We start from the raw sequence: 22,442 nt of genomic DNA on the forward strand, positions 1-22,442 counted from the left end.
GATATGCTCGCTCTCAATATCGAAAACCTTTCCGTTGTCTTCCCTGGCCTGTCCTCGCCGGCGCTGGCGATCGGCCACCTGTCGATCGCTGCCGGCAGCAGGGTCGCCATTACAGGGGCGTCCGGCTCCGGCAAGAGCACCTTCGTCAATATCGTTGCCGGGCTGGAGCGGACACGGCAAGGCCGCATCCGCTGGAACGGCGAGGATATCGCGGGTTTTTCAGAAAGCCGGCGCGACCGGTTCCGTGCCGCCAATATCGGCCTGGTGATGCAGGAGTTTCATCTCTTTCCCGGCCTTTCGGCGCTGGAAAACGTGCTTCTGCCGGCGCGGTTTGCCGGCGCCGCCACGGCAGATATCATCGAGCGGGCGCATGCGCTTTTGAGCACGGTTGGTCTTTCCCGCCCCGGCCAGAAGATCGAAACCATGTCGCGCGGCGAGATGCAGCGGGTGGCGATCGGCCGGGCGCTGCTGCGCAAGCCCGGCGTCATCATCGCCGACGAACCGACCGCAAGCCTCGATGCCGAAAGCGGCGAGGCTGTCGGCGATCTCATTCTCGATCTTGCCATTGCCGAAGGCAGTACGCTGATCGTCGTTTCACACGATCAGCGCCTGGCCAGCCGCCTCGACCGTTGCATCACCTTGGGCTCCGGCCGGATCAGCGAAGATTCCACGGCAACGGCGGGAGAGGCTGCATGATCCGCTTCATCCTTTCCGATCTTCGTCGCCTCTGGGCGGGGTCGCTGGTGGTGGTGCTTTTGGTGGCGCTTGCGACCGCGCTTGGCGTTTCCGTCGTGCTGCAGGAACGGGCGCTTCGCCTCGGCAGCGCGCGCGCCGCCGACAAGTTCGATCTCGTCATCGGCGCAGGCGGCAGCGAGACGCAGCTGGTGCTGTCTTCCGTCTTCCTGCAGCCCTCGCCTTTACCGCTCATGCGGGGCGAGGTGCTGGGCAAGCTTGCCGCGGATCCGCGTGTCGACTGGGCCGCTCCGATCGGCTTCGGGGATTCCTTCTCCGGCTATCCGATCGTCGGCACGACGACCATGCTGGCGCAAAACCTGTCCGGCGGCTTGATCGAGGGCAAGATTTTTGCGCGCGAGGGCGAGGCGGTGATCGGCTCCGCCGTCAAACTGTCGCTCGGCGGCGAGATCAAGCCGATGCACGGTTTGCCGGAAGAGGGCGGCGAGACCCACATCGAACTCGTCTATCATATCGCCGGCCGCCTGCGGCCGACCGGGACCGCCTGGGACCGGGCTATTCTCGTTCCGATCCAGGCCGTCTGGCATATCCATGGCCTGGCGGCGGAGGAACATGCGGAGGAAGGGGCCGAGAGCGAGCACGAGCACGAGCATGAAGCGGCGTCCGGCACGGGTACGGCCGAACATGGCCATGAGCATGAGGAAGCCGGCGAGCATCACGATGGACATGAGCATCACGGCAAGCTTGACCCGGATGCCGCACTCGACGAGAGCTGGACTGCCGACGCTCCCGGCCTTCCCGCCATTCTCGTCAAGCCGAAGACGATCGCCGATGCCTACAAGCTGCGGCAGGAATATCGCAGCGGCAATACCGTCGCCGTTTTTCCCGGCGAGGTGTTGACCAATCTCTACGCCACGCTCGGCGACGCCAAGCAGATCCTCGTCGCGGTCGCCTCCGGAGCGCAAGCTCTCGTCGCGGCCTCGCTGGTGCTGGTCACTGTCATCCATATCGGCCAGCGTCGCCGCCAGATCGGCGCGCTGAGGGCCTTCGGCGCGCCGCGTGGGGCGATTTTCGGCATTGTCTGGCTGGAATTCTTCTTCCTGGTGGCAGTCGGCATTGGGCTCGGATTCGCCCTCGGTTATGCTGCGGCCCTCCTCTTGTCCGACATGTTCTCCGAGACGAGCGGGATCACCATGCCGGTCGTCTTCGCCCGTGAAGATGCCGGGCTTGCGGCGGTTCTGCTTGTCTTTGCCACGGTCCTCGCCGCTTTGCCGGCAGTGCTTGCCTATCGCCAATCGCCGGCGCAGGCGCTGAGAGCGTAACGGATCCAACCTCCGGCGGCGGAGGGCCGGATCTGCATGACACTGCCCGGCATCATTAGACTAAAGTCATAATCCCAAAGCATCTCTCTTTTTGATCTGCCGTTTCTGGCACACTCCCGTCAGGCGTGTCGCGGCCAGGGGTCTGCTTTGAGGAGAGTAGGTCGCGCGCGTTGCTCATCACTCTGTGGAGGACAGACAATGGCAAATGTCGCAAGCATCGACGGCGCGAAGGCCGGTCCGATGACCGGCGAGGAGAAGAAGGTCATCTTCGCCTCTTCGCTCGGCACCGTTTTCGAATGGTATGATTTCTATCTCTACGGTTCGCTCGCCACCTATATCGGCGCGACCTATTTCACCCAGTATCCCGAGGCCACGCGCAACATCTTCACGCTGCTCGCCTTTGCTGCCGGCTTCCTGGTGCGCCCCTTTGGCGCGCTGGTGTTCGGCCGTCTCGGCGATCTCGTCGGCCGCAAGTATACCTTCCTGATGACGATCATGATCATGGGTCTGTCGACCTTCCTCGTCGGCATCCTGCCGGGCGCGGCCACCATCGGCATCGCAGCCCCGATCATCCTGATCGCGTTGCGTCTGCTGCAGGGCTTGGCGCTTGGCGGTGAATATGGCGGTGCGGCAACCTATGTCGCCGAACATGCGCCGAACGGGCGCCGCGGCTATTTCACCTCATGGATCCAGACGACGGCGACGCTCGGCCTGTTCCTGTCGCTGATCGTCATCGTCCTGGTTCAATATCTGATGGGTGCGGCTGAGTTCGCCGCCTGGGGCTGGCGCATTCCGTTCCTGGTGTCGGTCGTCCTGCTCGGCATCTCCGTCTGGATCCGCCTGAAGATGAACGAATCGCCGGCGTTCCAGCGCATGAAGGCGGAAGGCAAGGGCTCCAAGGCGCCGCTGACCGAAGCCTTCGGGACATGGAAAAATGCCAAGATCGCGATCATCGCGCTTCTCGGCGCCACAATGGGCCAGGCGGTCGTCTGGTACGGCGGCCAATTCTATGCGCTGTTCTTCCTGCAGAACGTGCTGAAGGTGGACCTGTTCTCGGCCAATGTCATGGTCGCGATCGCACTTCTCCTCGGCACGCCATTCTTCGTCATCTTCGGCGGCCTCTCCGACAAGATCGGCCGCAAGCCGATCATCATGGCAGGCCTTCTCATCGCGGCGGTGACGTATAATCCGCTGTTCAAGGCGATGACCTGGACGGCCAATCCGGCGCTTGCCGAAGCGCAGGCTTCGATCCGGGCAACGGTCACGGCTGATCCGGCGGATTGCCGGTTCCAGTTCAACCCGACCGGCACGGCGAAGTTCACCAGTTCCTGCGACGTGGCGACGGCATTCCTGACCAGAAATTCGGTGCCTTATGATGTCGTGCCGGGTCCAGCCGGACAGCCGGCAACGGTGAAGGTCGGCAACGCGACGATCCCGAGCTTTGACGTCGTCGCTGCCGGCGACAAGGCCAAGGGCATGACCGCCGCCTTCGAAAAGGGCGTCAACATCGCGCTTCACGATGCCGGCTATCCGCTGAACCGCGGCGCCGCCAAGGTGGCGGATGCCAAGCTCGATGCCTTCATCGCCGCCAATCCGGAACTGTCGCTCAATGCCGATGCCGTGCGCGCCGGTACGAAGGAAACCGTGCCGGCCGCCAAGCTGGTCGAGACCAAGCTGCTGACGGCGGATGAGGCCAATGGCGTCACCGACATGGCGGTCTACAACATCGCCAATGGCGGCACTTTCGCCATGACCGCCGATCCCGCCCGCGTCAACTGGATCGGTACGATCGCCATCCTGTTCATCCTCGTCCTCTATGTGACGATGGTCTACGGGCCGATCGCCGCACTTCTGGTCGAGCTCTTCCCGACCCGCATCCGCTATACCGGCATGTCGCTACCCTATCACATCGGTAACGGCTGGTTCGGCGGCCTGCTGCCGGCGACGGCCTTCGCGATGAGCGCTGCCGCGGGCGATATATACTACGGTCTCTGGTACCCGATCGTCTTTGCGACGATCACGCTGGTGATCGGCCTGATCTTCCTGCCGGAAACGAAGAACAGGGATATCCACGCAATGGATTGAGCGGTTGGCTGAGCCGCGTTCCACTTGAGAAAAGGCCCGGCGCTCACATGGCGCCGGGTTTTTTCGTGTCAGAGAACAGGCACTTGGCGATTGGCCAGCCATCCGGCGCCAGTGTGAAGAGCAGACCACAGCGGGCGAAGACGATCGCCGTCAGCAGCGAGAACCAGGCGCCGAAGGCAAGGCCGGCGATGACATCGCTCGGATAATGGGCGCCGACCATGACACGCGTCATGCCGAGCCAGATGGCGCAGGCGATAAAGGCGACGCGGTAGCGCGGAAACAGCAGCGCGAATGCGGCGAAGAAAGCGCCGACCGTTGTGGAATGGCCGGATGGAAAACTTTCGAAAGCGGCATGGCCTGAAAAAGGCGTGAAGGAAAACATGCCATAATCGTGGAAATGATCGGGACGTGCCCTGCCGATCGCTCGTTTCAGCAGATTGGCGAGAAGCCCGGAGAAGACGACCGTGATGAAGAGATAGGCGCCGATCCAGCTGACATAGAGCGCCTGCGCCTTGGAGCGCGCCGTCTTGACAAGCTTGTAACCCGCCCGCCCCTGAAAGAACAGCAGGATGCTGGTGTAGATCAGCCAGGCGGAATCGCCGAAACCGGTCAGCATCTGGCCGAGTTGCTTCACCGGTGCAGGAACTTCGCTGGCGCCGATCGGCGCATCGAAGAGCAGCATGGAGAGAATGACGGCATTGAGCGTGATGAAGAGGCAGGCCTGCCAGCGCAAAGGCGGCATGCCGGCGCTGCTCCGGCGCCAGCGCCTGTCCAGGGAAGCCCAAAATGCCCGCATGCCGTCGTCCATTCGAATTTTGTCCTGGAGCGCCGCCATATCCTACAGGACGCGCTAAGGACGTTTTATCACTTGAATTGGCGCATAATGCTTGCCGAATATCGCTTCCGATTTCGAGGTCATGCGCTGGTTAAAATCCGGCGCAAAAATACACGAGATTGTGGCCGAGAATAGTCCGGTTGGGATAATTCGACCAAGCCGATGCGGCTCGCGCTCCTGAGAGAAAAAGCCCTCCGCATGCATCATGCGAAGGGCCGGAACTGTTTCACGTGAAATATCAGGCGGAAAACGTCTTGAACTCGGCCAGGATCGCATCGCCCATCTCGACGGTGCCGACCTGCCTTGCGCCATCGGCCATGATGTCACCGGTGCGGATGCCCTTGTCGAGCACGTTGGCGATCGCCTTTTCCAGGTCGTCGGCTTCCTTCACCAGGTTGAAGGAGTAACGCAGGCACATGGCGAAGGAGGCGATCATGGCGATCGGATTGGCGATGCCCTTGCCGGCGATGTCGGGAGCCGAGCCGTGCACCGGCTCGTAGAGCGCCTTGCGCTTGCCGGTCTTGCCGTCAGGCGCGCCAAGCGAGGCCGACGGCAGCATGCCGAGCGAACCGGTCAGCATGGCGGCGACGTCGGAGAGCATGTCGCCAAAGAGGTTGTCGGTGACAATGACGTCGAACTGCTTGGGCTGGCGCACCAGCTGCATGCCGCCGGCATCGGCCAGCATGTGTTCGAGCTGGACGTCGGAATATTTCGCCTTGTGCGTCTCGGTCACCACCTGGTTCCAGAGCACGCCCGACTTCATGACGTTGCGCTTTTCCATGGAGCAGACGCGGTTTTGCCGGGTGCGGGCCATTTCGAAGGCGACGCCGGCGATGCGCTCGATCTCGTAGGTATCGTAGACCTGTGTGTCGATGCCGCGCTTCTGGCCGTTGCCGAGGTCGATGATCTCCTTCGGCTCGCCGAAATAGACGCCACCCGTCAGCTCGCGGATGATCAGAATATCAAGGCCTTCGACCAGTTCCGGCTTCAGCGACGAGGCTGACGCCAGGGCCGGATAGCAGATGGCGGGACGCAGGTTTGCGAAGAGCTGCAGATCCTTGCGCAGGCGCAGCAGGCCGGCTTCCGGACGCACTTCGTAAGGCACGCTATCCCATTTCGGGCCACCGACGGCGCCGAAGAGAACGGCATCGGCGGCAAGTGCCTTCTGCATGTCGGCTTCCGAGATCGCCGCGCCATGCGCATCATAGGCAGAGCCGCCGACAAGGCCCTCGTCGATGACGAAACCGGCGTTCATCGCCTCGTTCATATAGGCGATGATCTTGCGGACCTCACCCATGGCCTCGGGACCGATGCCGTCACCCGGCAGCAGGAAAAGATTGCGCGCTGTCATGAAACCCTCCTGGGAAAAACAAGTTGCGGCTTCTTAGACCCCGGAAATGGGCATTTCAAGCGAGAGAAGAGGTGAATCGGTACGCTTCGCTCTTCGCCGCGATGGTTGCTCCCGTGCCTGCAAACGGATTAGAAACGGCGGGCCTACCCTTTTCTTTCCCTGGATGTTGCCCATGCCTTTCGCACCTCTCCATCTCGACACGCCCTTGGTTCAGACAGCATCCGGTTATAGCGCCAGCGGCAAACGGCTCTGGCTGAAGCTTGATGCGCTGCAGCCTTCCGGCAGCTTCAAGCTGCGCGGCGTCGGCAGGCTTTGCCAGCACGAGGTGGAAAATGGGGCGCGCGAGATCTTCTGTGCTTCCGGCGGCAATGCCGGGATTGCCGCGGCTTATGCCGGCCGGGCGCTCGGCATACCGGTCACGATCGTCGTGCCGGAGACGACGACGGCCGATGTGCGGCAGACGATTACCGCGACGGGCGCCAATGTCCTCGTCCATGGTTCGGTCTTCGACGAAGCCAATGCCCATGCCGTCGAACTCGCCCGGAGCCGTAAGGCGACCTATGTGCACCCCTTCGACCATCCGCTGCTGTGGGATGGCCATGCCACGCTGATCGACGAAGTGGTGGCGAAGGGTGCAAAATTCGATTGCGTCGTCACCAGCGTCGGTGGTGGCGGGCTGCTTGCCGGCATTGTCGCGGGGTTGCAGCGAAACGGGCTATCCGATGTGCCCGTCATCGCCGTCGAAACGGAAGGGGCGGCCTCGCTGAACGCCAGCCTCAAGGCGAATGAGCGTATCACCCTTCCCGCCATTACCTCGATTGCCACTTCGCTCGGGGCGCGGCAGGTGGCGCAGCATGTCTTCGACCTGCCGAAGCAGCATCCGATCGAAAGTATCGTCGTCAGCGACGCCGATGCCGTTGCCGCCTGCCTGAAATTCGCCGATGCGCAGCGCATTCTGGTCGAGCCGGCTTGCGGTGCCGCCCTTGCCGTTGCCGATGTGCATGCCGGGCTGCTTCAGCGCTTCGACAATCCGCTGATCGAAGTCTGCGGCGGCATCGGCGTATCGCTCGAAAAGCTCAGAGCTTGGAAAGAGAAGTTTCTCTGATCTGCGGCAATTCGGTACTGTAAAGAAAAAGCCGGGCGAAAGCCCGGCTTGATCGGCAATTATTGGATTGTGCTCAGGCCGCCCAAGGGTGCGAAGCGGCGTTCTTCTTTTCGAAACTGTCGATCGCCTTGCCCTTTTCGAGCGTCAGGCCGATATCGTCGAGGCCGTTCAGCAGGCAGTGGCGCTTGAACTCGTCGAGATCGAACTTGATCGAACCGCCATCGGGGCCGGTGATCTCGAGGCTCTCGAGGTCGACGGTCAGGATGGCGTTGGAGCCGCGCGAGGCGTCGTCCATCAGCTTGTCGAGATCGTCCTGGCTGACCTTGATCGGCAGGATGCCGTTCTTGAAGCAGTTGTTGTAGAAAATGTCGGCGAAGCTGGTCGAGATCACGCAGCGGATGCCGAAATCGAGAAGCGCCCAGGGCGCGTGCTCGCGCGACGAGCCGCAGCCGAAATTGTCGCCGGCAACGAGGATCTTGGCATCGCGATAGGCCGGCTTGTTGAGCACGAAATCCGGGTTTTCCGAGCCGTCCTCATTGTAGCGGGCTTCGGCGAAGAGGCCGGTGCCGAGGCCGGTGCGCTTGATCGTCTTCAGATAATCCTTCGGAATGATCATGTCGGTGTCGATGTTGACGACCGGCAGCGGCGCTGCAACGCCCGTGAGCTTCACGAATTTATCCATGATCCATGCTCCATTTCAGCAAATCTACTTTCTGAATTTGCATCTAGTCCAGTTTTTCGTCGAAATGAAGGAGAATCTTTCACAGATGGCGGCCACGCGACGTTTCGCGCGGCCTGCCGATTGCGCCGGTCCCCTTATTTGGACGGTGCGTTCAACCCCCAGAGGACGCCGAACGGATCACGAAGCTGGCCGTAGCGGTCGCCCCAGAACATCAGTTCGACCGGCATGACGACTTCGGCGCCGGCCGCAACCGCGCGATCCCACCAGAAATCGATATCGTCGATAACCAGCTGGATGGCGAAGCCTTCGTGGCCTTTGAAGGGATGGCCGTATTCGGGATAGGCATCCGACAGCATGAGGGAGCTGCCGTTGATGTAGAGATGCACATGCATCGTTCTGCCGTTTTCGTCGACCGGCACGCGATAGGCCTCTTCGGCGCCGAAAGCCTTCGTGTAGAATTCCGCAGCTTTCACCGCGCCATTGACCGTCAGATAGGGCAGCAGGCCATTCTTGACCGGCGGCATCTTGGTCGGGTTGCTCTCTGTCGCATCCATGCTTGTCCTCCATTCGTTTTTAGCGCCGGCTGAATGCCTGGCTGCTTCAAGGACGCAGCATGGAAGCGTGATCCGACAGTGTCGGCCGAAATTTTTCAGCGAACGAAATCTTCAGTGAAAAGGTGATCAGAGATCGATGATCGTGCCGCGGCCGTCGTTCCACACCCGCATCTCCGGCTTATTGTTGTTTGCCTTGGCACGGATCGGAGCGGGCTTCATCTTCATCGACAGCGCGCGCCCGACCATGAGTACGGTCAGGATGCCGCCGACAGCAAGCGTCACCGAAAAGGTGAGAAGCAGCATGGCCACGAAAACGGTGGCGCCGGCAAGCATGAGGAAGATGGAGCGAATGTTCTGCATGGTTAGAGACCTTTCTTCGGAAAGGAATGTGGTCCTTCTCTTTCCTCTCTGCAAGGCAAGCATGGCTTTTTGTTGTTCTGCTGGATGTTCTGGGGCAGGTTGCTTGCTTCGGCTGTCAAAGCTTGGCACTAATTCGCCATGAGCCGAAACCCCGTGACCCCTCGCCTGCGCCGTTCGGTGCTGAGCGTGCCTGCCATCAACCCCCGCGCCCTCGAAAAGACCCATGCGGTCGATTGCGATGCAGTGATCTTCGATCTCGAGGATTCGGTGGCGCCGGAAAAGAAGGCGGAAGCGCGGGAAAACCTGAGGCGCTTTTTTTCGGATCGGCCGCTCCAAGGCAAGGAGCGGATCATCCGTATCAACAGCCTGTCGTCCAATTTCGGCCTGGCCGATCTGAAGCTGGTGACGGCGCTTGGTCCCGATGCCGTTCTGCTGCCGAAGGTCGACGAGCCGCAGGATGTCACTGATATCAGCGACCTTCTCTCCGAGGCGGATGCGCCCGAAGATCTGCGCATCTGGGCGATGATCGAGACGCCGCGCGGCATCCTGAATGCGGCTGATATCGCCGAGGCCGGGCGCACGCCGGGCTCGCGGCTCGATTGTCTCGTCGTCGGGCTCAACGACCTGCGCAAGGAAACCGACGTGCTGCCGCAGCCGGGACGGAGCTATCTCGTGCCGTGGCTGATGCAGGTCGTCCTTGCGGTCAGCGCCTACGGGCTCGATGCGATCGACAGCGTCTTCAACGATTTCAGGGACGAGCAGGGTTTCGATGCCGAATGTCAGCAGGGCCGGGCCATGGGCTTTACCGGCAAGATGCTGATCCATCCCGCGCAGATCGAGCCCGCCAATCGCCATTTCGGCCCGGATCCGGCCGCGATTGCGGAAGCGGAGGCGATCATATCAGCCTTTGCCGATCCCGCTTCCGAGGGGCTGAACGTCATCAATGCAGGCGGTCGGATGATCGAGCGGCTGCATCTTGTCCAGGCGGAAAGTCTGGTTCATAAAGCCCGCCTGATCGCAGCCCGCCAGGCTGCAGCACGAAAGACGATGTGATGAAACTCTACCGCTTCCTGACCGGTCCCGACGATGCTTCCTTCTGCCACAAGGTTACCGCCGCCCTCAACAAGGGCTGGTCGCTGGAGGGCTCGCCGACCTATGCCTTCAATGCCGCAACCGGCGCGATGCAGTGCGGCCAGGCCGTCGTCAAACATGTCGAAGGCAAGGATTACGATCCTGAGATGAAGCTCTCCGAGCAGTAGCGCGTTCTGCCAAACGCGCGGTTTAGCGCTCGGCGGCTTCCTCGGCGCTGGCCTCGATCCGCTCCATGTCATCGTCGCTCAGCCCGAAATGATGGCCGATCTCGTGGATCAGGACATGGGTGATGATATCGCCGAGCGTCTCATCGTTCTCAGCCCAGTAATCGAGGATGGGGCGGCGGTAGAGGCGGATGCGGTTCGGCATCTCGCCGGTTTCCACCGTGAAACGTTCGGAAATGCCCCTGCCCTCGAAAAGGCCGAGCAGGTCGAAAGGGGTTTCCAGCGCCATGTCCTCGAAAACGTCGTCATCGGGGAAATCCTCGATCTCGATCGTGAGGTTGGTCGTCAGCTGGCGGAATTCATCCGGCAGATGGCTGTAGGCCTCCATTGCCAGCGACTCGAAGGTGCTGATCGTCGGCGCATGGCGGTCCCGCCAATCATCGCTCTGGTCTCTGCGGGCCATGAATATTCCTTCCTTTGCGGGCCCATATAGAACCTTTATCGCCGATTTTCGAGTGCGGAATCAAAGGCAGGAATAAATTCATAGAGAATGGCCGTTGACTCTTCATTAGCTCTCTGGAATCTATAAGAACATAACAGGAACAAGACGGATTGGAGAACGCCATGGCGCAGCACGCCCTGGCGCGCGAGCGGCTTTTTGCGCTCCGCGAAACCATCGCCAGATTGGAGGGAAAGCCCGCGCCGGCGCTTGCCGCGGCGGAACGGGAAGCCGTGGCGGAAGGACGCAAGGCCCGCCAGGAGCGCACTCTGCCGCCCCTGCCGTTTGGAATAGAGTTCCTCGATGGGGCACTGGAAGGCGGCCTGCCGCTCGATGCGATCACCGAATTCCGCTCGGCTCTGTCTCGCGATGCCGGTGCGGCAAGCGGGCTGGCTATGGCTGTTGCCGCACGGCTGCAGAAACAGGAAGCGGATGCCGGCAGGTTTCTGCCGTTGCTCTGGATCGGCGATGCAATCGGCACGCTGGAGGCCGGCCGTCCCTATGCCCCCGGACTTCGGGATTTCGGACTGAGCCCGGAGCGGTTTCTCCACGCCGCGCCACGCAAGCTGGACGAGGCGCTCTGGCTGGTGGAGGCGGCGGTGGAAAGCGCTGCCTTCTCGGCCGTCATCTTCGAAGTGCGAGGCAATCCCGCCCATTTCGGGCTGACCGAAAGCCGCAGGCTCAGTCTTCGGGCGCGGGCTGCCCGCCATCCACTCTTTCTCGTGCGCCAGGCCGGAGCGGAGGAGGCAAGCAGTGCGGCTTTCCGTCTGCATGTCGAACCGGCCCCGGCCGGTCTACGGCCGTTGCCGGACGGATCGAGGCTTTCCGGCAGCATCGGCAATCCGATTTTCCGTCTCACGCTGGAGAAGAGCCGCAATCCGGCTTCGCTCTCCTTTCTTCTGGAGTGGAATCCCCATGAACGCGAATTTCTCCCTGTCGCCGAACCAAACCTCGTTCGTCCTCCAGGCGAACAGTCAGCGCATTCTGGCGCTCAGCTTCCCGCATCTGCCAACGGACCGCATCGCCCGCAAACGATGGGGGCTCTCCTGGCGTTCGAAAGGGCGTCCTGAGACGCCGCCTATCGTCTGTTCCGGCAAGCTCAACAATGCCATTCGGCTGACGGCACTGGACGAGTTGGCCGAGAGGCTGGGGTTGAGGAAGGATTTGGGCGTTGCCGAAGCGCGCGCCATGTATCCAATGCTCGAGGTCGCGGAAGAGGATCCGGCGGCCGACCGCCGGCTGCTGGAGGCAATTGCCGACTGGTGCGACCGTTATACGCCGCTGGTGGCATTCGACAGCAAGGACGGTCTGTTTCTCGACATTAGCGGCTGCGCCCATCTGTTCGGCGGTGAAAAGGCGCTTCTTCGGGATGTGCTGTCGCGGCTTTTTCATATGGGGTTCGATGCACGGGGCGCGATTTCATCATCGCCCGGCCTTTCCTGGGCGGTGTCCCGCTTCGGGCAGAGTGGCGTGATCGAGGACGAAGAGGCGGAACATGTGCTGGTGTCCTTGCCGGTTACAGCCTTGCGGCTGGAAGGACAAACCGTCGATGCTCTGAAGAAGCTCGGCCTGAAATATATCGGCGATGTCATCGATGCGCCGCGAGCGCCGCTAACCCGCCGGTTCGGGCCGGAACTGCTTCTGCGTCTCGACCAGGCGCTGGGGCATGAAGAAGAGCCGGTCTCTCCCCGGCGTCCTGTCGCCAGCCTCTCGGCCGAAAGCCGGCTGATGGAGCCCATCGGGACGGAAGAGCAGATCCTTGCCGTCACCAGGCAGGTCGCCATGTCGCTGCAGCCGTCGCTGGAGGCGCGGGGGGCTGGCGGGCGGGTGTTCGAACTGGTCCTGTTCCGCGTCGACGGCAGGGTCTTTCGTATCTCCGTCGGCGCTTCGCAGCCGCTGCGCGAACCAAAGCTCATTGCCGGGCTTTTTTCCGAGCGATTGCAGGCGGTCTATGATGATCTCGATGCCGGCTATGGTTTCGAGATCCTGCGGTTGAATGTGTTGCGGCACGATTCCTTCAACGAAGCGCAGGGGGATTTCGAGGGCGATCGTCAGGGAGAGATCTCGCTTTCTGTTTTCGTCGACCGGGTGTCGGCCCGGCTTGGTGCGGATTGCCTGCAAAGCTTCCAGCTTCGCGAGAGTCATGTGCCGGAACGCGCCGTCATCACGGTTCCTGTGATGGAGAGTCTTCCCAGGCGGAAGGTAGCGCGGGACATCCAACTTCCTTTCCGCGAAGAGCGCCCGTTGCGGCTCTTTGCAACGCCGGAGCCGGTCGAGATCATGATGGCCGAAGTGCCCGATGGTCCGCCGCAGATCTTCCGCTGGCGGCGCATGCAGCATCAGGTGGCAAGAAGCGAAGGGCCGGAACGGATTGCCATGGAGTGGTGGATCGATGGGGATGAGGCCGAGGCGCGTGACTATTTCCGCATTGAGGATGAGACCGGGCATCGCTTCTGGATCTATCGTCGTGGTTTTTATGGTCAGGAGCTTGACCCTCGCTGGTTCATGCACGGCGTGTTCGCATGACAACCGCACGGGCATTCTTCGAGGTCGGCACGAGAACGAATTTCTCGTTTCTCGAAGGCGCCTCCGGTCCGGAAGAGATGGTTGTGCAGGCCGCTTATTTGAAGCTCGGCGGTCTCGGGATTGCGGACCGCAATTCGGTTGCCGGCGTTGTGCGAGCGCATGCCCAGGCGGAGCAGCTTGAGGAGAGATACAAGAACAGGGATGAGATTCTGGCTGAGGCGAAGAAGAAGGGAAAAACAGAGGTCATTCTCGATCCTATCCGGGTTCAACCGGGCGCGCGTCTCGTCTTTTCCGACGGAACGCCTGATATCCTTGCCTATCCACAAAACCGGCGAGGCTGGGCAAACCTCTGCCGCCTTCTCAGCGCCGGCAATCTGAAGGAAGAAGCGGTCAAGGGAAGCTGCATCCTGACGGAAGCGGAGCTTGCGGAATGGGGGGACGAGATGATGCTCGCCCTCGTTCCCGACCGCAGTCTTGTCGATCATCAGGCGGGGCAGTCGACGCTGGACGATTATCTGGAGCGGCTTCGCAGGCGATTCCGCAAGGCCTTTTTCATGGCGCTGGCGCCAGCCTATGACGGCCGCGACAGGCAGGTCTTTGCGGTGCTTTCGATGCTGGCTGCCCGAAACCGCGTGCCGCTGATTGCCACCAACCAGCCGATTTACCACCATCCTGAACGCCGGCCGCTTTCGGATGTCGTGATCGCGATCCGGGAGCATGTGCAGATACCACAAGCCGGATTCCTGCTGGCGCCGAATGCCGAACGTTACCTCAAGGATTCACGTGAAATGGCCCGGATCTTCCGGGACTATCCTGATGCGATCGAAAATACGCAGACCTTTTTCGGCAAGCTGAGCTTTTCGCTGAAGGAACTGGAGCACAATTATCCGCCTGAAAACGATCCGGGCGAAACGCCGCAGGAGACCCTGGAAAGACTGACGAGAGCGGGCGCCGCAAGGCGTTATCCCGACGGTATCCCGCCCAAGGTGGCGCAACAGATCGATTATGAACTGAAACTCATTGGGGATAAGCAATATGCCTCCTACTTCCTGACGGTTCACAAGATCATCCAGCACGCCCGCTATGAACTTAAGGTCTTGTGCCAGGGGCGCGGATCGGCGGCAAACTCGGTCATCTGCTATTGTCTTGAGATAACGGAAGTCGATCCGCAGAAGAGCACGCTGCTCTTCGACCGCTTCATTTCGATGGATCGTGACGAACCGCCGGATATCGATGTCGATTTCGAGCATGATCGACGCGAAGAGGTCATCCAGTTCATCTACAAGAGATACGGCATAGAACATGCCGGACTGACGGCGGGGGTGACCACCTATCGGACCCGTTCGGCCGGCCGTGAGGTCGCCAAGGCCTTTGGGCTCTCGGAGGATGTTCAGTCGGCGATCAGCAGCCTCGTCTGGGGCTGGTCGGAGGACAATCTCTCCGAACGGGATGCCAAGGCGGCCGGCCTCGACATCAAGGATCCGGTGACGCAGAACGTGCTGAAATATGCGTCCGAGCTTCTCGGTTTCCCCCGCCACCTCACCCAGCATGTTGGCGGCTTCGTCATCACGCGGGACCGTCTCGACGAGGTGGTGCCGATCATGAAGACGGCGATGCCGGATCGCTACATGATCGAGTGGGACAAGGACGACCTCGACAATGTCAAGATCCTCAAGGTGGATGTGCTGGCGCTTGGCATGCTGACCTGCCTGCGGAAGGCCTTCTCGCTGCTTGAACTGCATTACGACGTGAAGAAGACGCTCGCAGACCTCGGCAACAAGGAGCATGGGGACGAAGGCGAGCCGGTTTACGAGATGATGGGCCGGGCCGATACGCTCGGCGTCTTCCAGATCGAAAGCCGGGCGCAGATGAGCATGCTGCCGCGTCTGAAGCCGAAGCTATTCTACGACCTCGTCATCGAGGTGGCGATCGTGCGGCCAGGACCGATCCAGGGCGATATGGTGCATCCCTATCTGAAGCGCCGGGAGCAGCAGGCCAAGAACATTCCGATCGAATATCCGAGCAAGGAGCTGGAAACGGTTCTGGAAAGAACCCTCGGCGTGCCCTTGTTCCAGGAACAGGCCATGCAGATCGCCATTACCGCCGCAGGCTTCAGACCGGCGGAAGCCGACAAGCTTCGCAGAGCGATGGCGACATTCAAGAGAACCGGGACGATCGGCAATTTCGAAAAGCGGTTCATCGAGGGAATGGTCTCAAAGGGCTATGCCCAGGAATTCGCGCAGCAGTGTTTCAACCAGATCAAAGGCTTCGGCGAATATGGCTTCCCCGAAAGCCACGCCGCCTCCTTCGCGCTGCTCGTCTATGCCTCCTCTTGGCTCAAGGCCTATTATCCCGATGTCTTCTGCGCGGCGATGCTGAACTCCCAGCCGATGGGGTTTTATGCGCCGGCGCAGCTGGTGCGGGATGCACGCGAGCACGGGGTAAGGATCCTGCCGGTCGATATCAATGAATCGGACTGGGATTGCGGACTGGAAGAAGCTGTCTTCGATCGGAATGCCGTCGATTTCCGGCATGAAAAGATGCGCACGATCATCAAGACCCGGCATGCGGTGCGACTGGGGTTTCGCCAGATCAAGGGCCTCTCGATAGACGATATGGAACGACTGGTCGGCAATCGAGGCGAAGGTTACAGTTCGGTGCGCGATCTCTGGCTGCGGTCCGGTCTGCAAAAATCCGTCATCGAACGGCTGGCGGATGCCGATGCGTTCCGGTCGATCGATCTGTCGCGGCGCGAAGCGCTCTGGGCGGTGCGGGCGCTGGATGTGAAGAGCGCAGCCGAGGAACTGCCGCTTTTCGAGCAGACCCGTCATATCGACCTCCAGATCGAACCTATGGCGAAGCTGCCGGACATGCTGCCGGGAGAACAGGTCATCGAGGACTATCGTTATCTCTCGTTGTCGCTGAAGGCGCATCCGGTCTCTTTCCTGCGGGAGGAGTTTCAAAGGACGGGCATCACGCGCAATGTCGATCTGTTGAAGATCGCCAGCGGAAAGCGGGTGACGATCGCCGGCCTCGTGCTGGTGCGCCAGCGACCGGGTTCGGCCAAAGGTGTGATCTTCATGACGCTGGAAGACGAAACCGGTGTGGCCAATGCGATCGTCTGGCCGAAAATGTTCGATAAATACCGATCGGTCGTGATGGGTGCTCGGCTGGTGAAAATCCGCGGCAGGCTGCAAAGCCAGAGCGGGGTGATCCATACCGTTGTCGAGCATATCGAGGATATGACGCCGGCGCTCGGGGTCCTGCAACGCGAGGCCCGGCGTTTCGGCGCCTGCGAACGGGCAGACGAAGTGCTGAGACCGGGGGGCGATCCGCGGCAGAAAAAGCTTGCGCATGCGCAGGAGAGGGTGGAGCTGGAAAAACGCATGGTTGCAACAGACCGCCATGCGGGCGCGGCGGCAACGGCTGAAGTGATGCCGCGCGGACGCAACTTCCATTAAAATAGCGTCACCCGATCAGGGCATGCGGCGCGTCTTCATCGGCCTTGTGGCGTCATCATCCTGAAACCTCTGCATAATTTTAGACGATATGCATGGGGTCTCATCCGGACGCTGTTATTCAATGATGCGGGGCTCGAATTTTTTCTTGACAGCCACCATCTTCTTTAGCAGAAAACACGATAGTCAGTGTCATGTTTGGAATGAAGACGTGCTCGTCTGCAGCTGCAATTATATAACCGATAAGGAAATCCGGGAGGTTATCACCAACCTTCTCGATGAAGACTGTTGGCAGCTTATCGTGCCTGCGAAGGTCTACCACGCCATGGAAAAACGCGGCCGCTGCTGCGGCTGTTTTCCCAACGTCGTCGACATCATTATCCAGACGACCGAGGAATATCACGCCCGTCGCCACTCGACGGAGACCGAAATATTTGATTTCATGTCCCGCTTGAAACAATTCCATGAGGAAAACAGGAGAGCGGACATTGAAAGGCGACAAAAAGGTCATCGAGCGGCTTAACGAGGCGTTGTTCCTCGAACTCGGTGCGGTCAACCAATATTGGGTTCACTATCGTCTTCTTGAGGACTGGGGCTACACCAAGCTCGCCAAGAAGGAGCGCGCCGAATCCATCGAAGAGATGCATCATGCCGACCGGCTTGTTGCGCGCATCATCTTCCTCGAAGGCCATCCCAACCTGCAGACCCTTGCACCTCTGCGCATCGGCCAGAACGTCAAGGAAGTGCTGGAAGCCGATCTTGCCGGCGAATATGACGCCCGCACGGCTTACAAGAAGTCGCGCGATATCTGTCATGAGGCCGGCGACTACGTCTCCATGAAGCTTTTCGAAGAGCTGCTGGCGGACGAGGAAGGTCATATCGACTTCCTCGAAACACAGATCGATCTGCTCGAGAAAATCGGCGAGAGCAAATACGGCCAGCTCAACGCCGACTCCGCCGACGAGGCTGAATAAGGCCCCTGCCGATATCGGCCGCCCCATCGGCGGCCGATATTCTTCACCTGGCCCGATATTCTTCATCTGGCATTGTCGTGGACCTTGCTCCCGTTTGCCGAGCGCAAACCGAAGCGGTCTTCCTGCTCAATCAATCTTCCGATTGCAGCGTCATCAGATGCTGGAATTCGGCCACGACCTGGTCGTAGACGGCGCGCTTGAAGGGGACGATCAACCCCGGCAGCTGCTGCATCGGCTTCCACTCCCAGGCATCGAATTCCGGCTCGTGGCCGCCCGGCGGCGGGTTGATGGCGATCTCGCTGTCGTCGCCGTCGAAGCGGAAGGCGAACCAGCGCTGCGTCTGACCGCGGAATTTTCCTTTCAGCCCGATGCCGATCAGTGCCGGCGGCAGATCGTAGTTGATCCAGTCTCGCGCTTCGGCGAGCAGGGTCACCGTCTTCATGCCGGTCTCCTCGTAGAGCTCGCGGTAGGCGGCGTCCAATGGATCCTCGCCCTTGTCGATGCCGCCCTGAGGCATCTGCCAGAGCTGCGGCGAGCCGTCATATTCGGAATTGCCGTCGGGGATGCGCCGCCCGGCCCAGACGAGACCCTGGCGGTTCAAGATCATCACGCCGACGCAGGGGCGGTAGGGCAGATCCTCGGCTTTCACAGTCGCCTGGCTCATCTTTTTCTCCGTTAGGGGATTCTTCTCAGGGATCCTTATCAAGGATTCTTATCAAGGATTCCGGGGGTCGTTGGAAAGGGCGGCGACGCCGACGATCTCGATGCCGCGCATCGCGGCCTCCTCGCTCCATTTGGCGATGGCGTCAACGCTCTCATCGAAAGCCGATGCGACGCCGATCGCCTGACCGTTCTTGCGGGCGATGCGCTCGAGCTCGTCGAGCTTCTTCAGGATGGCGTTGATATCGAGCTGGCCGTCGAGCTGCAGATCGGCAAAAGCATAAGGCAGTTCGGTTCCCTTGGCCACCGTCGCCGTCTTTGATTGTGCCGAAGTGCCGTCGTCGAGGAACAGCAGGCCGCGTTTGCCGATATCGCGCATCACGGGTTCCATGGCGGCGGGATCCGACAAGAAACGGCCGCCGAGATAATTCATGACGCCGGTATAATTGGTGATCTCGCCCATCGCCTTGTGCAGGTTCTCGATGTTGCGGGCGGCCGGCTTCGTGGTCAGCAGGGTTTCAGGACCCGGATCATTCGCCGGATAATCAAATGGTTCGAGCGGTACCTGCAACAGGATCTCGTGGCCGCCGCGGCGGGCTTCCTGCATCCAGCGCTGCAGGCTGTTGCCGCTCGCGGCGAAAGCGAAGGTGATCTCTTCCGGCAGGTCCGCTATGGCGCGCTGCGTTCCGGTCTGGCTGAGCCCGAGACCGCTGACGACGATGGCGATGCGGACGCCGCGCGCGCCGGACGAAGGACGGGCATATTGATCCATCGGCCGCCGGCCATCCGGACCGACGATCGGAAGCCTGCCCAAGGGGGTTTCTTCGAGCAATGCTTCATTCGGCTGAGCTGCCATGCGCGGATCCTGGCCGATCTGCATGGCATCGACCAGCACCGGCCCGCTGCCGTCACGCGGGCGCGGGCTGTATTTGGTGACGACGGAGCCGTCACCGGTGACCATCTGCTCGACATTGGCGCCCGAGCGCGGCTCGGCGCGCGGCATGCCGTCAGGCGCCTGGTTGGCGGCTGACGTTGGTGGCCGAGGCTGGGAAGGCGGCGTTGCTGGCTGCTCGGCCGCAGGCGGTTTGCTGCGTTCGAGCCCATCGCCGCGAAATGCCGTATAGAGCGAAAAGCCGCCTATCGCGAAAAGGCAGAGACTGGCGGCGATGCGGCCCAGGCGCAGAACACCCGGGCGCCGGCTGCCGGTTTTGCGGTTGCGGCCCAAAGGCGCATGCAGGTCCGTTCCCAATTTTTCGCCCGCTCCAAAACCGGGAAACAGCAGAAAGGGAAGGCCGGGCGAGGTGCCCGGCCTTGAGATGATCGATTACTTGGCGACGACGGCCTTGTCCGGGTTCGGCGGGAAGGCCGGATCGGTCTTCTTGCCGCGCAGGAGGTCGAGCGCGTAGTTCAGCTGAACGTCGTCCTTCGGGTCCGGCGGGACGTAAGCAACGGAGCCCGAACCTTCGTCCGTCTCGCTCTGGCCCTTGATGTGGCCGCGCAGGCTGGATTCGCCTTCGGTCACCATCTTGCCCTGCAGTTCCTCCGGCAGCGGCTCCTCGACCTTGATGTCGGGCGTGATGCCGGTACCCTGGATCGAGCGGCCCGACGGCGTGTAATAGAGCGCCGTGGTCAGGCGCAGCGCGCCGTTTTCGCCGAGCGGGATGATCGTCTGGACGGAGCCCTTGCCGAAAGAGCGCGTGCCGAGAATGGTGGCACGGCGCAGATCCTGAAGAGCGCCGGCGACGATTTCCGATGCGGAAGCCGAACCGCCATTGATCAGCACGATCACCGGCTTGCCATCCGTCAGGTCGCCCGGGCCGGCATTGAAGCGGCGGGTTTCATCCGGATTGCGGCCGCGGGTCGAAACGACCTCGCCGCGCTGCAGCAGGGCATCGGAGACGTTGATCGCCTGGTCGAGCAGGCCGCCCGGATTGAGGCGCAGGTCGAGGACATAACCCTTCAGCTTGTCAGCCGGAACGGTGTCCTTGATCTTCTTGATCGCCTTTTCCATGTCGGGATAGGTCTTCTCGGTGAAGGAGATGATGCGGAGATAACCGACATCGTCCTCGACACGCGACTTGACTGCCTGGACGGCGACAACGTCACGGACGATCGTCAGTTCGATCGGCTTATCGGCGCCCTTGCGGATCAGCGTCAGCTTGATCGGCGTGTTGACGGCGCCGCGCATCTTCTCGACGGCGTCCTCCAGCTTCAGGCCGCGCACGGACTGGCCGTCGATCTCGGAGATATAGTCACCGGCGAGAACACCGGCCTTGGCGGCGGGCGTATCATCGATGGGGGTGATGACCTTGACGAGTTCGTCTTCCATCGTGACTTCGATGCCGAGACCGCCGAACTCACCCTTGGTCTGGGTGCGCATGTCCTCGGCGTCCTTCGCATTCATGTAGCTCGAATGCGGATCGAGAGAGGAGAGCATGCCGTTGATGGCGTTCTCGATCAGCTTGTCTTCGGCCGGCGGCGTCACGTATTGCGCACGCACGCGCTCGAAGACATCGCCGAAAACCGAAAGTTCCTTGTATGTAGAGGATCCGGCCGCTTCTGCCGGCACACCCGCCGAGTAAATGACGCTCATTGCGGTCGCACCCATCAATGCGCCGACCAGAACAAGAGAAGCCCTACGAATCATTGCGTGCCTTTCCAGTGTCTTTGGAGGTCCACCACGGCCGGGAATCGACCGGTTTACCGTCCTTTCGAAATTCAATGTAAAGCGCTGGCCGGTCCGTTTCCAGCGCCAATGCAGTTGCGCTTGCCACTCTTTTTGCGCCCATCACGGCAAGCGGCTCGCCGGAGAAAACGAACTTTCCCTGACGGGTATTGATCGTATCCATTCCCGATAGAACCAGGTGGTATCCATCGCCCACGTCGAGGATGATCATCTGGCCGTAACTGCGGAAAGCGCCGGCGAAAACCACCAGGCCATCCGCAGGCGCCGTCACCACCGTCTCCGGATTGGTGGCGACCGTCATTCCCATGGCCTCGTGTCCGGTGCCGTCGGCATCGCCGAACTGGCGCAGGATATCGCCCGCAACGGGCACCTCCAATTTCGCCTTCAATTCTCCGAAGGGATATGCGGGCGCAATACGGTTTTTATCGGGCACGCCGCTGTCGGCGAGCGCCTTGGCCTGAGCGCGCTGCTCGTCCGTCATAAGCCTGCGGTTCTCCTCCGCCTGGCGGGCGGCGGCGGCAGCATCCCGCACCGAAGCGATCTCCGATTCCATCGAGGCGACAAGGCCTTCAAGGCTCGTCGCCTTGCCCGCCAGCTCTTCGGAGCGTCTTCTCTCGGCTGCGAGTTCGGCGGCATTGCTGCGGCTGAGCTTGTCGTTTTCGGCAAGCAGCAGGTCCATGCGCCGCTCTTCCTCGATGCCATCCGTCATCGTCGCGGTCAGCGAGGCTTTTTCGGCGGCGCTTGCGGTTTGCAATGCGGCGAGGTTTGCGAGGTCTGCTGCAAGTTTGTCGGTCTCCTTGCGGATGCCGGGCACGACCGCGCCGAGCAGAATGGCGCTGCGCACCGATGCGAGCGCGTCATCGGGGGTGACGAGCAAAGCGGGCGGCGGGTTGCGGCCCATGCGCTGGAGTGCTGCCAGCACCTCGGCCAGAAGGCCGCGGCGCTCATGTAGGGAACGGCGGATGCCATCCTCCTTGACGCCGAGATCGGCAAGCTTCTTCTCGCTTTCGAGGATCTGCTTTTCAAGCGCCTTGCGGCGGGCGGCGGAATCGATCAGCGCCTGGCGGATGCTCTCCGTGCTCTTTTCCAGATCGGCGATGCTCTGGCGAAGCGCGCTCACCTTGTCGGTGGAGAGACTGATGGTCTTCGACAGGGTTTCGAGTTCGGCTCGGGTCTGATCACGCTTGGCGGCAAGTTCGGCGGCGGGATCGGGCGGTGGCGGCTCGGCTGCCGGCTGCGGTGCGGATTGTGCCGCTTCGGGGGCGGCTTCCTGCGCCCGGACGATGAACGGATTTGCCGACACGACAATCACCGCCACACCGACACCGGCCGCGATAGCCGGCAGGATCATGCGGTGTCGCCTGGTGGATGCTCTCGTCATGCGTGTTGGGGCACT

At 61.4% G+C, this 22,442-nt stretch carries 21 protein-coding genes; 11 read left to right on the forward strand and 10 right to left on the reverse strand.

Annotated features, from left to right (window positions below):
- Positions 1-3 precede the first annotated feature (3 nt).
- The 3 genes from FHT69_RS20855 to FHT69_RS20865 all read left to right on the forward strand — a co-directional run bounded on the left by FHT69_RS20855 (position 4) and on the right by FHT69_RS20865 (position 4,100).
- Positions 4-696 carry an ABC transporter ATP-binding protein gene (locus tag FHT69_RS20855; RefSeq protein WP_183905903.1) on the forward strand — a complete coding sequence of 231 codons (693 nt, stop codon included), beginning with the start codon at positions 4-6 and terminating at the stop codon, positions 694-696.
- Positions 693-2,015 carry an ABC transporter permease gene (locus tag FHT69_RS20860; protein WP_183905904.1) on the forward strand — a complete coding sequence of 441 codons (1,323 nt, stop codon included), beginning with the start codon at positions 693-695 and terminating at the stop codon, positions 2,013-2,015. Before FHT69_RS20855 ends, FHT69_RS20860 begins: the two co-directional genes overlap by 4 nt.
- A gap of 198 nt (positions 2,016-2,213) precedes the next feature.
- A complete protein-coding gene (locus FHT69_RS20865; RefSeq protein ID WP_132574450.1) occupies positions 2,214-4,100 on the forward strand; it encodes an MFS transporter in 1,887 nt (628 codons plus the stop codon).
- A gap of 43 nt (positions 4,101-4,143) precedes the next feature.
- Here FHT69_RS20865 and lpxE read toward each other — a convergent pair whose 3' ends face one another.
- Positions 4,144-4,896, reverse strand: a complete 753-nt coding sequence (gene lpxE / locus FHT69_RS20870) for a lipid A 1-phosphatase LpxE (protein WP_183905905.1) — start codon at positions 4,894-4,896, stop codon at positions 4,144-4,146.
- Positions 4,897-5,173: 277 nt separating this feature from the next.
- Positions 5,174-6,286, reverse strand: coding sequence for a 3-isopropylmalate dehydrogenase (gene leuB, locus FHT69_RS20875; RefSeq protein ID WP_183905906.1), 1,113 nt, complete (start codon positions 6,284-6,286; stop codon positions 5,174-5,176).
- A 172-nt stretch (positions 6,287-6,458) separates the two neighbouring features.
- Between leuB and FHT69_RS20880 the strand changes: the two genes are divergently transcribed.
- Positions 6,459-7,391, forward strand: coding sequence for a pyridoxal-phosphate dependent enzyme (locus FHT69_RS20880; protein WP_183905907.1), 933 nt, complete (start codon positions 6,459-6,461; stop codon positions 7,389-7,391).
- A gap of 73 nt (positions 7,392-7,464) precedes the next feature.
- Here FHT69_RS20880 and leuD read toward each other — a convergent pair whose 3' ends face one another.
- The 3 genes from leuD to FHT69_RS20895 form a co-directional block, all read right to left on the reverse strand.
- The gene (leuD, locus tag FHT69_RS20885) at positions 7,465-8,073 is read right to left on the reverse strand and encodes a 3-isopropylmalate dehydratase small subunit (protein WP_047615835.1); all 609 of its coding nucleotides are present in this window, start codon (positions 8,071-8,073) and stop codon (positions 7,465-7,467) included.
- A 134-nt stretch (positions 8,074-8,207) separates the two neighbouring features.
- Positions 8,208-8,627 (reverse strand): VOC family protein, encoded by a 420-nt coding sequence (locus FHT69_RS20890; RefSeq protein ID WP_063473864.1) that lies wholly within the window; start codon positions 8,625-8,627, stop codon positions 8,208-8,210.
- 126 nt (positions 8,628-8,753) lie between these two features.
- A complete protein-coding gene (locus FHT69_RS20895) occupies positions 8,754-8,987 on the reverse strand; it encodes a hypothetical protein (protein ID WP_183905908.1) in 234 nt (77 codons plus the stop codon).
- Positions 8,988-9,125: 138 nt separating this feature from the next.
- Here FHT69_RS20895 and FHT69_RS20900 point away from each other — a divergent pair, with 138 nt between their 5' ends.
- Together FHT69_RS20900 and FHT69_RS20905 are read left to right on the forward strand one after the other, a co-directional pair.
- Entirely contained in the window at positions 9,126-10,040 is a 915-nt protein-coding gene (locus tag FHT69_RS20900) for an HpcH/HpaI aldolase/citrate lyase family protein (RefSeq protein ID WP_063473863.1), read from the forward strand.
- Entirely contained in the window at positions 10,040-10,246 is a 207-nt protein-coding gene (locus FHT69_RS20905) for a DUF1737 domain-containing protein (RefSeq protein ID WP_017962591.1), read from the forward strand. The genes FHT69_RS20900 and FHT69_RS20905 overlap by 1 nt, the downstream gene beginning before the upstream one ends.
- 22 nt (positions 10,247-10,268) lie before the next feature.
- Here the strand turns inward: FHT69_RS20905 and FHT69_RS20910 are convergent, their stop codons facing one another.
- Positions 10,269-10,706, reverse strand: coding sequence for a metallopeptidase family protein (locus FHT69_RS20910; RefSeq protein WP_028759144.1), 438 nt, complete (start codon positions 10,704-10,706; stop codon positions 10,269-10,271).
- Between the two features lie 161 nt (positions 10,707-10,867).
- Here FHT69_RS20910 and FHT69_RS34305 point away from each other — a divergent pair, with 161 nt between their 5' ends.
- From FHT69_RS34305 to bfr, 5 genes are all read left to right on the forward strand, one after another.
- Positions 10,868-11,812: an ImuA family protein gene (locus FHT69_RS34305; RefSeq protein ID WP_183905909.1), complete on the forward strand. Its 945-nt coding sequence runs from the start codon at positions 10,868-10,870 to the stop codon at positions 11,810-11,812.
- Between the two features lie 10 nt (positions 11,813-11,822).
- Positions 11,823-13,268 carry a Y-family DNA polymerase gene (locus FHT69_RS20920; protein ID WP_183905968.1) on the forward strand — a complete coding sequence of 482 codons (1,446 nt, stop codon included), beginning with the start codon at positions 11,823-11,825 and terminating at the stop codon, positions 13,266-13,268.
- A complete protein-coding gene (locus tag FHT69_RS20925; protein ID WP_047615826.1) occupies positions 13,265-16,729 on the forward strand; it encodes an error-prone DNA polymerase in 3,465 nt (1,154 codons plus the stop codon). Before FHT69_RS20920 ends, FHT69_RS20925 begins: the two co-directional genes overlap by 4 nt.
- A gap of 121 nt (positions 16,730-16,850) precedes the next feature.
- Positions 16,851-17,249, forward strand: a complete 399-nt coding sequence (locus FHT69_RS34310) for a (2Fe-2S)-binding protein (RefSeq protein WP_080759938.1) — start codon at positions 16,851-16,853, stop codon at positions 17,247-17,249.
- Complete coding sequence (bfr, locus tag FHT69_RS20935; protein ID WP_047615824.1) at positions 17,215-17,700, forward strand: bacterioferritin; 486 nt, start codon at positions 17,215-17,217, stop codon at positions 17,698-17,700. Before FHT69_RS34310 ends, bfr begins: the two co-directional genes overlap by 35 nt.
- A 130-nt stretch (positions 17,701-17,830) precedes the next feature.
- Here bfr and FHT69_RS20940 read toward each other — a convergent pair whose 3' ends face one another.
- The 4 genes from FHT69_RS20940 to FHT69_RS20955 all read right to left on the reverse strand — a co-directional run bounded on the left by FHT69_RS20940 (position 17,831) and on the right by FHT69_RS20955 (position 22,397).
- Entirely contained in the window at positions 17,831-18,364 is a 534-nt protein-coding gene (locus tag FHT69_RS20940; RefSeq protein ID WP_183905910.1) for an RNA pyrophosphohydrolase, read from the reverse strand.
- 51 nt (positions 18,365-18,415) lie between these two features.
- Entirely contained in the window at positions 18,416-19,609 is a 1,194-nt protein-coding gene (locus tag FHT69_RS20945; protein WP_183905911.1) for a divergent polysaccharide deacetylase family protein, read from the reverse strand.
- A 75-nt stretch (positions 19,610-19,684) separates the two neighbouring features.
- Positions 19,685-21,007, reverse strand: coding sequence for a S41 family peptidase (locus FHT69_RS20950; protein WP_028759099.1), 1,323 nt, complete (start codon positions 21,005-21,007; stop codon positions 19,685-19,687).
- Entirely contained in the window at positions 20,997-22,397 is a 1,401-nt protein-coding gene (locus FHT69_RS20955; protein WP_183905912.1) for a murein hydrolase activator EnvC, read from the reverse strand. The genes FHT69_RS20950 and FHT69_RS20955 overlap by 11 nt, the downstream gene beginning before the upstream one ends.
- Positions 22,398-22,442 lie beyond the last annotated feature (45 nt).

This window comes from Rhizobium sp. BK008, from assembly GCF_014197345.1.
GTDB classification, from domain to species: Bacteria; Pseudomonadota; Alphaproteobacteria; order Rhizobiales; family Rhizobiaceae; genus Rhizobium; species Rhizobium anhuiense.

What these genes read in the sequence shown, in the direction of transcription:
- FHT69_RS20900 (WP_063473863.1), top strand. Translation starts at nt 9,126, where the DNA reads ATGAGCCGAAACCCCGTGACCCCTCGCCTGCGCCGTTCGGTGCTGAGC.
- FHT69_RS20860 (WP_183905904.1), top strand. Translation starts at nt 693, where the DNA reads ATGATCCGCTTCATCCTTTCCGATCTTCGTCGCCTCTGGGCGGGGTCG.
- FHT69_RS20925 (WP_047615826.1), top strand. Translation starts at nt 13,265, where the DNA reads ATGACAACCGCACGGGCATTCTTCGAGGTCGGCACGAGAACGAATTTC.
- FHT69_RS34305 (WP_183905909.1), top strand. Translation starts at nt 10,868, where the DNA reads ATGGCGCAGCACGCCCTGGCGCGCGAGCGGCTTTTTGCGCTCCGCGAA.
- FHT69_RS20940 (WP_183905910.1), bottom strand. Translation starts at nt 18,364, where the DNA reads ATGAGCCAGGCGACTGTGAAAGCCGAGGATCTGCCCTACCGCCCCTGC.
- FHT69_RS20865 (WP_132574450.1), top strand. Translation starts at nt 2,214, where the DNA reads ATGGCAAATGTCGCAAGCATCGACGGCGCGAAGGCCGGTCCGATGACC.
- FHT69_RS20895 (WP_183905908.1), bottom strand. Translation starts at nt 8,987, where the DNA reads ATGCAGAACATTCGCTCCATCTTCCTCATGCTTGCCGGCGCCACCGTT.
- FHT69_RS20880 (WP_183905907.1), top strand. Translation starts at nt 6,459, where the DNA reads ATGCCTTTCGCACCTCTCCATCTCGACACGCCCTTGGTTCAGACAGCA.
- leuB (WP_183905906.1), bottom strand. Translation starts at nt 6,286, where the DNA reads ATGACAGCGCGCAATCTTTTCCTGCTGCCGGGTGACGGCATCGGTCCC.
- FHT69_RS20955 (WP_183905912.1), bottom strand. Translation starts at nt 22,397, where the DNA reads ATGATCCTGCCGGCTATCGCGGCCGGTGTCGGTGTGGCGGTGATTGTC.
- FHT69_RS20890 (WP_063473864.1), bottom strand. Translation starts at nt 8,627, where the DNA reads ATGGATGCGACAGAGAGCAACCCGACCAAGATGCCGCCGGTCAAGAAT.
- FHT69_RS20855 (WP_183905903.1), top strand. Translation starts at nt 4, where the DNA reads ATGCTCGCTCTCAATATCGAAAACCTTTCCGTTGTCTTCCCTGGCCTG.
- FHT69_RS34310 (WP_080759938.1), top strand. Translation starts at nt 16,851, where the DNA reads ATGATGCGGGGCTCGAATTTTTTCTTGACAGCCACCATCTTCTTTAGC.
- leuD (WP_047615835.1), bottom strand. Translation starts at nt 8,073, where the DNA reads ATGGATAAATTCGTGAAGCTCACGGGCGTTGCAGCGCCGCTGCCGGTC.
- lpxE (WP_183905905.1), bottom strand. Translation starts at nt 4,896, where the DNA reads ATGCGGGCATTTTGGGCTTCCCTGGACAGGCGCTGGCGCCGGAGCAGC.
- FHT69_RS20905 (WP_017962591.1), top strand. Translation starts at nt 10,040, where the DNA reads ATGAAACTCTACCGCTTCCTGACCGGTCCCGACGATGCTTCCTTCTGC.
- FHT69_RS20910 (WP_028759144.1), bottom strand. Translation starts at nt 10,706, where the DNA reads ATGGCCCGCAGAGACCAGAGCGATGATTGGCGGGACCGCCATGCGCCG.
- FHT69_RS20950 (WP_028759099.1), bottom strand. Translation starts at nt 21,007, where the DNA reads ATGATTCGTAGGGCTTCTCTTGTTCTGGTCGGCGCATTGATGGGTGCG.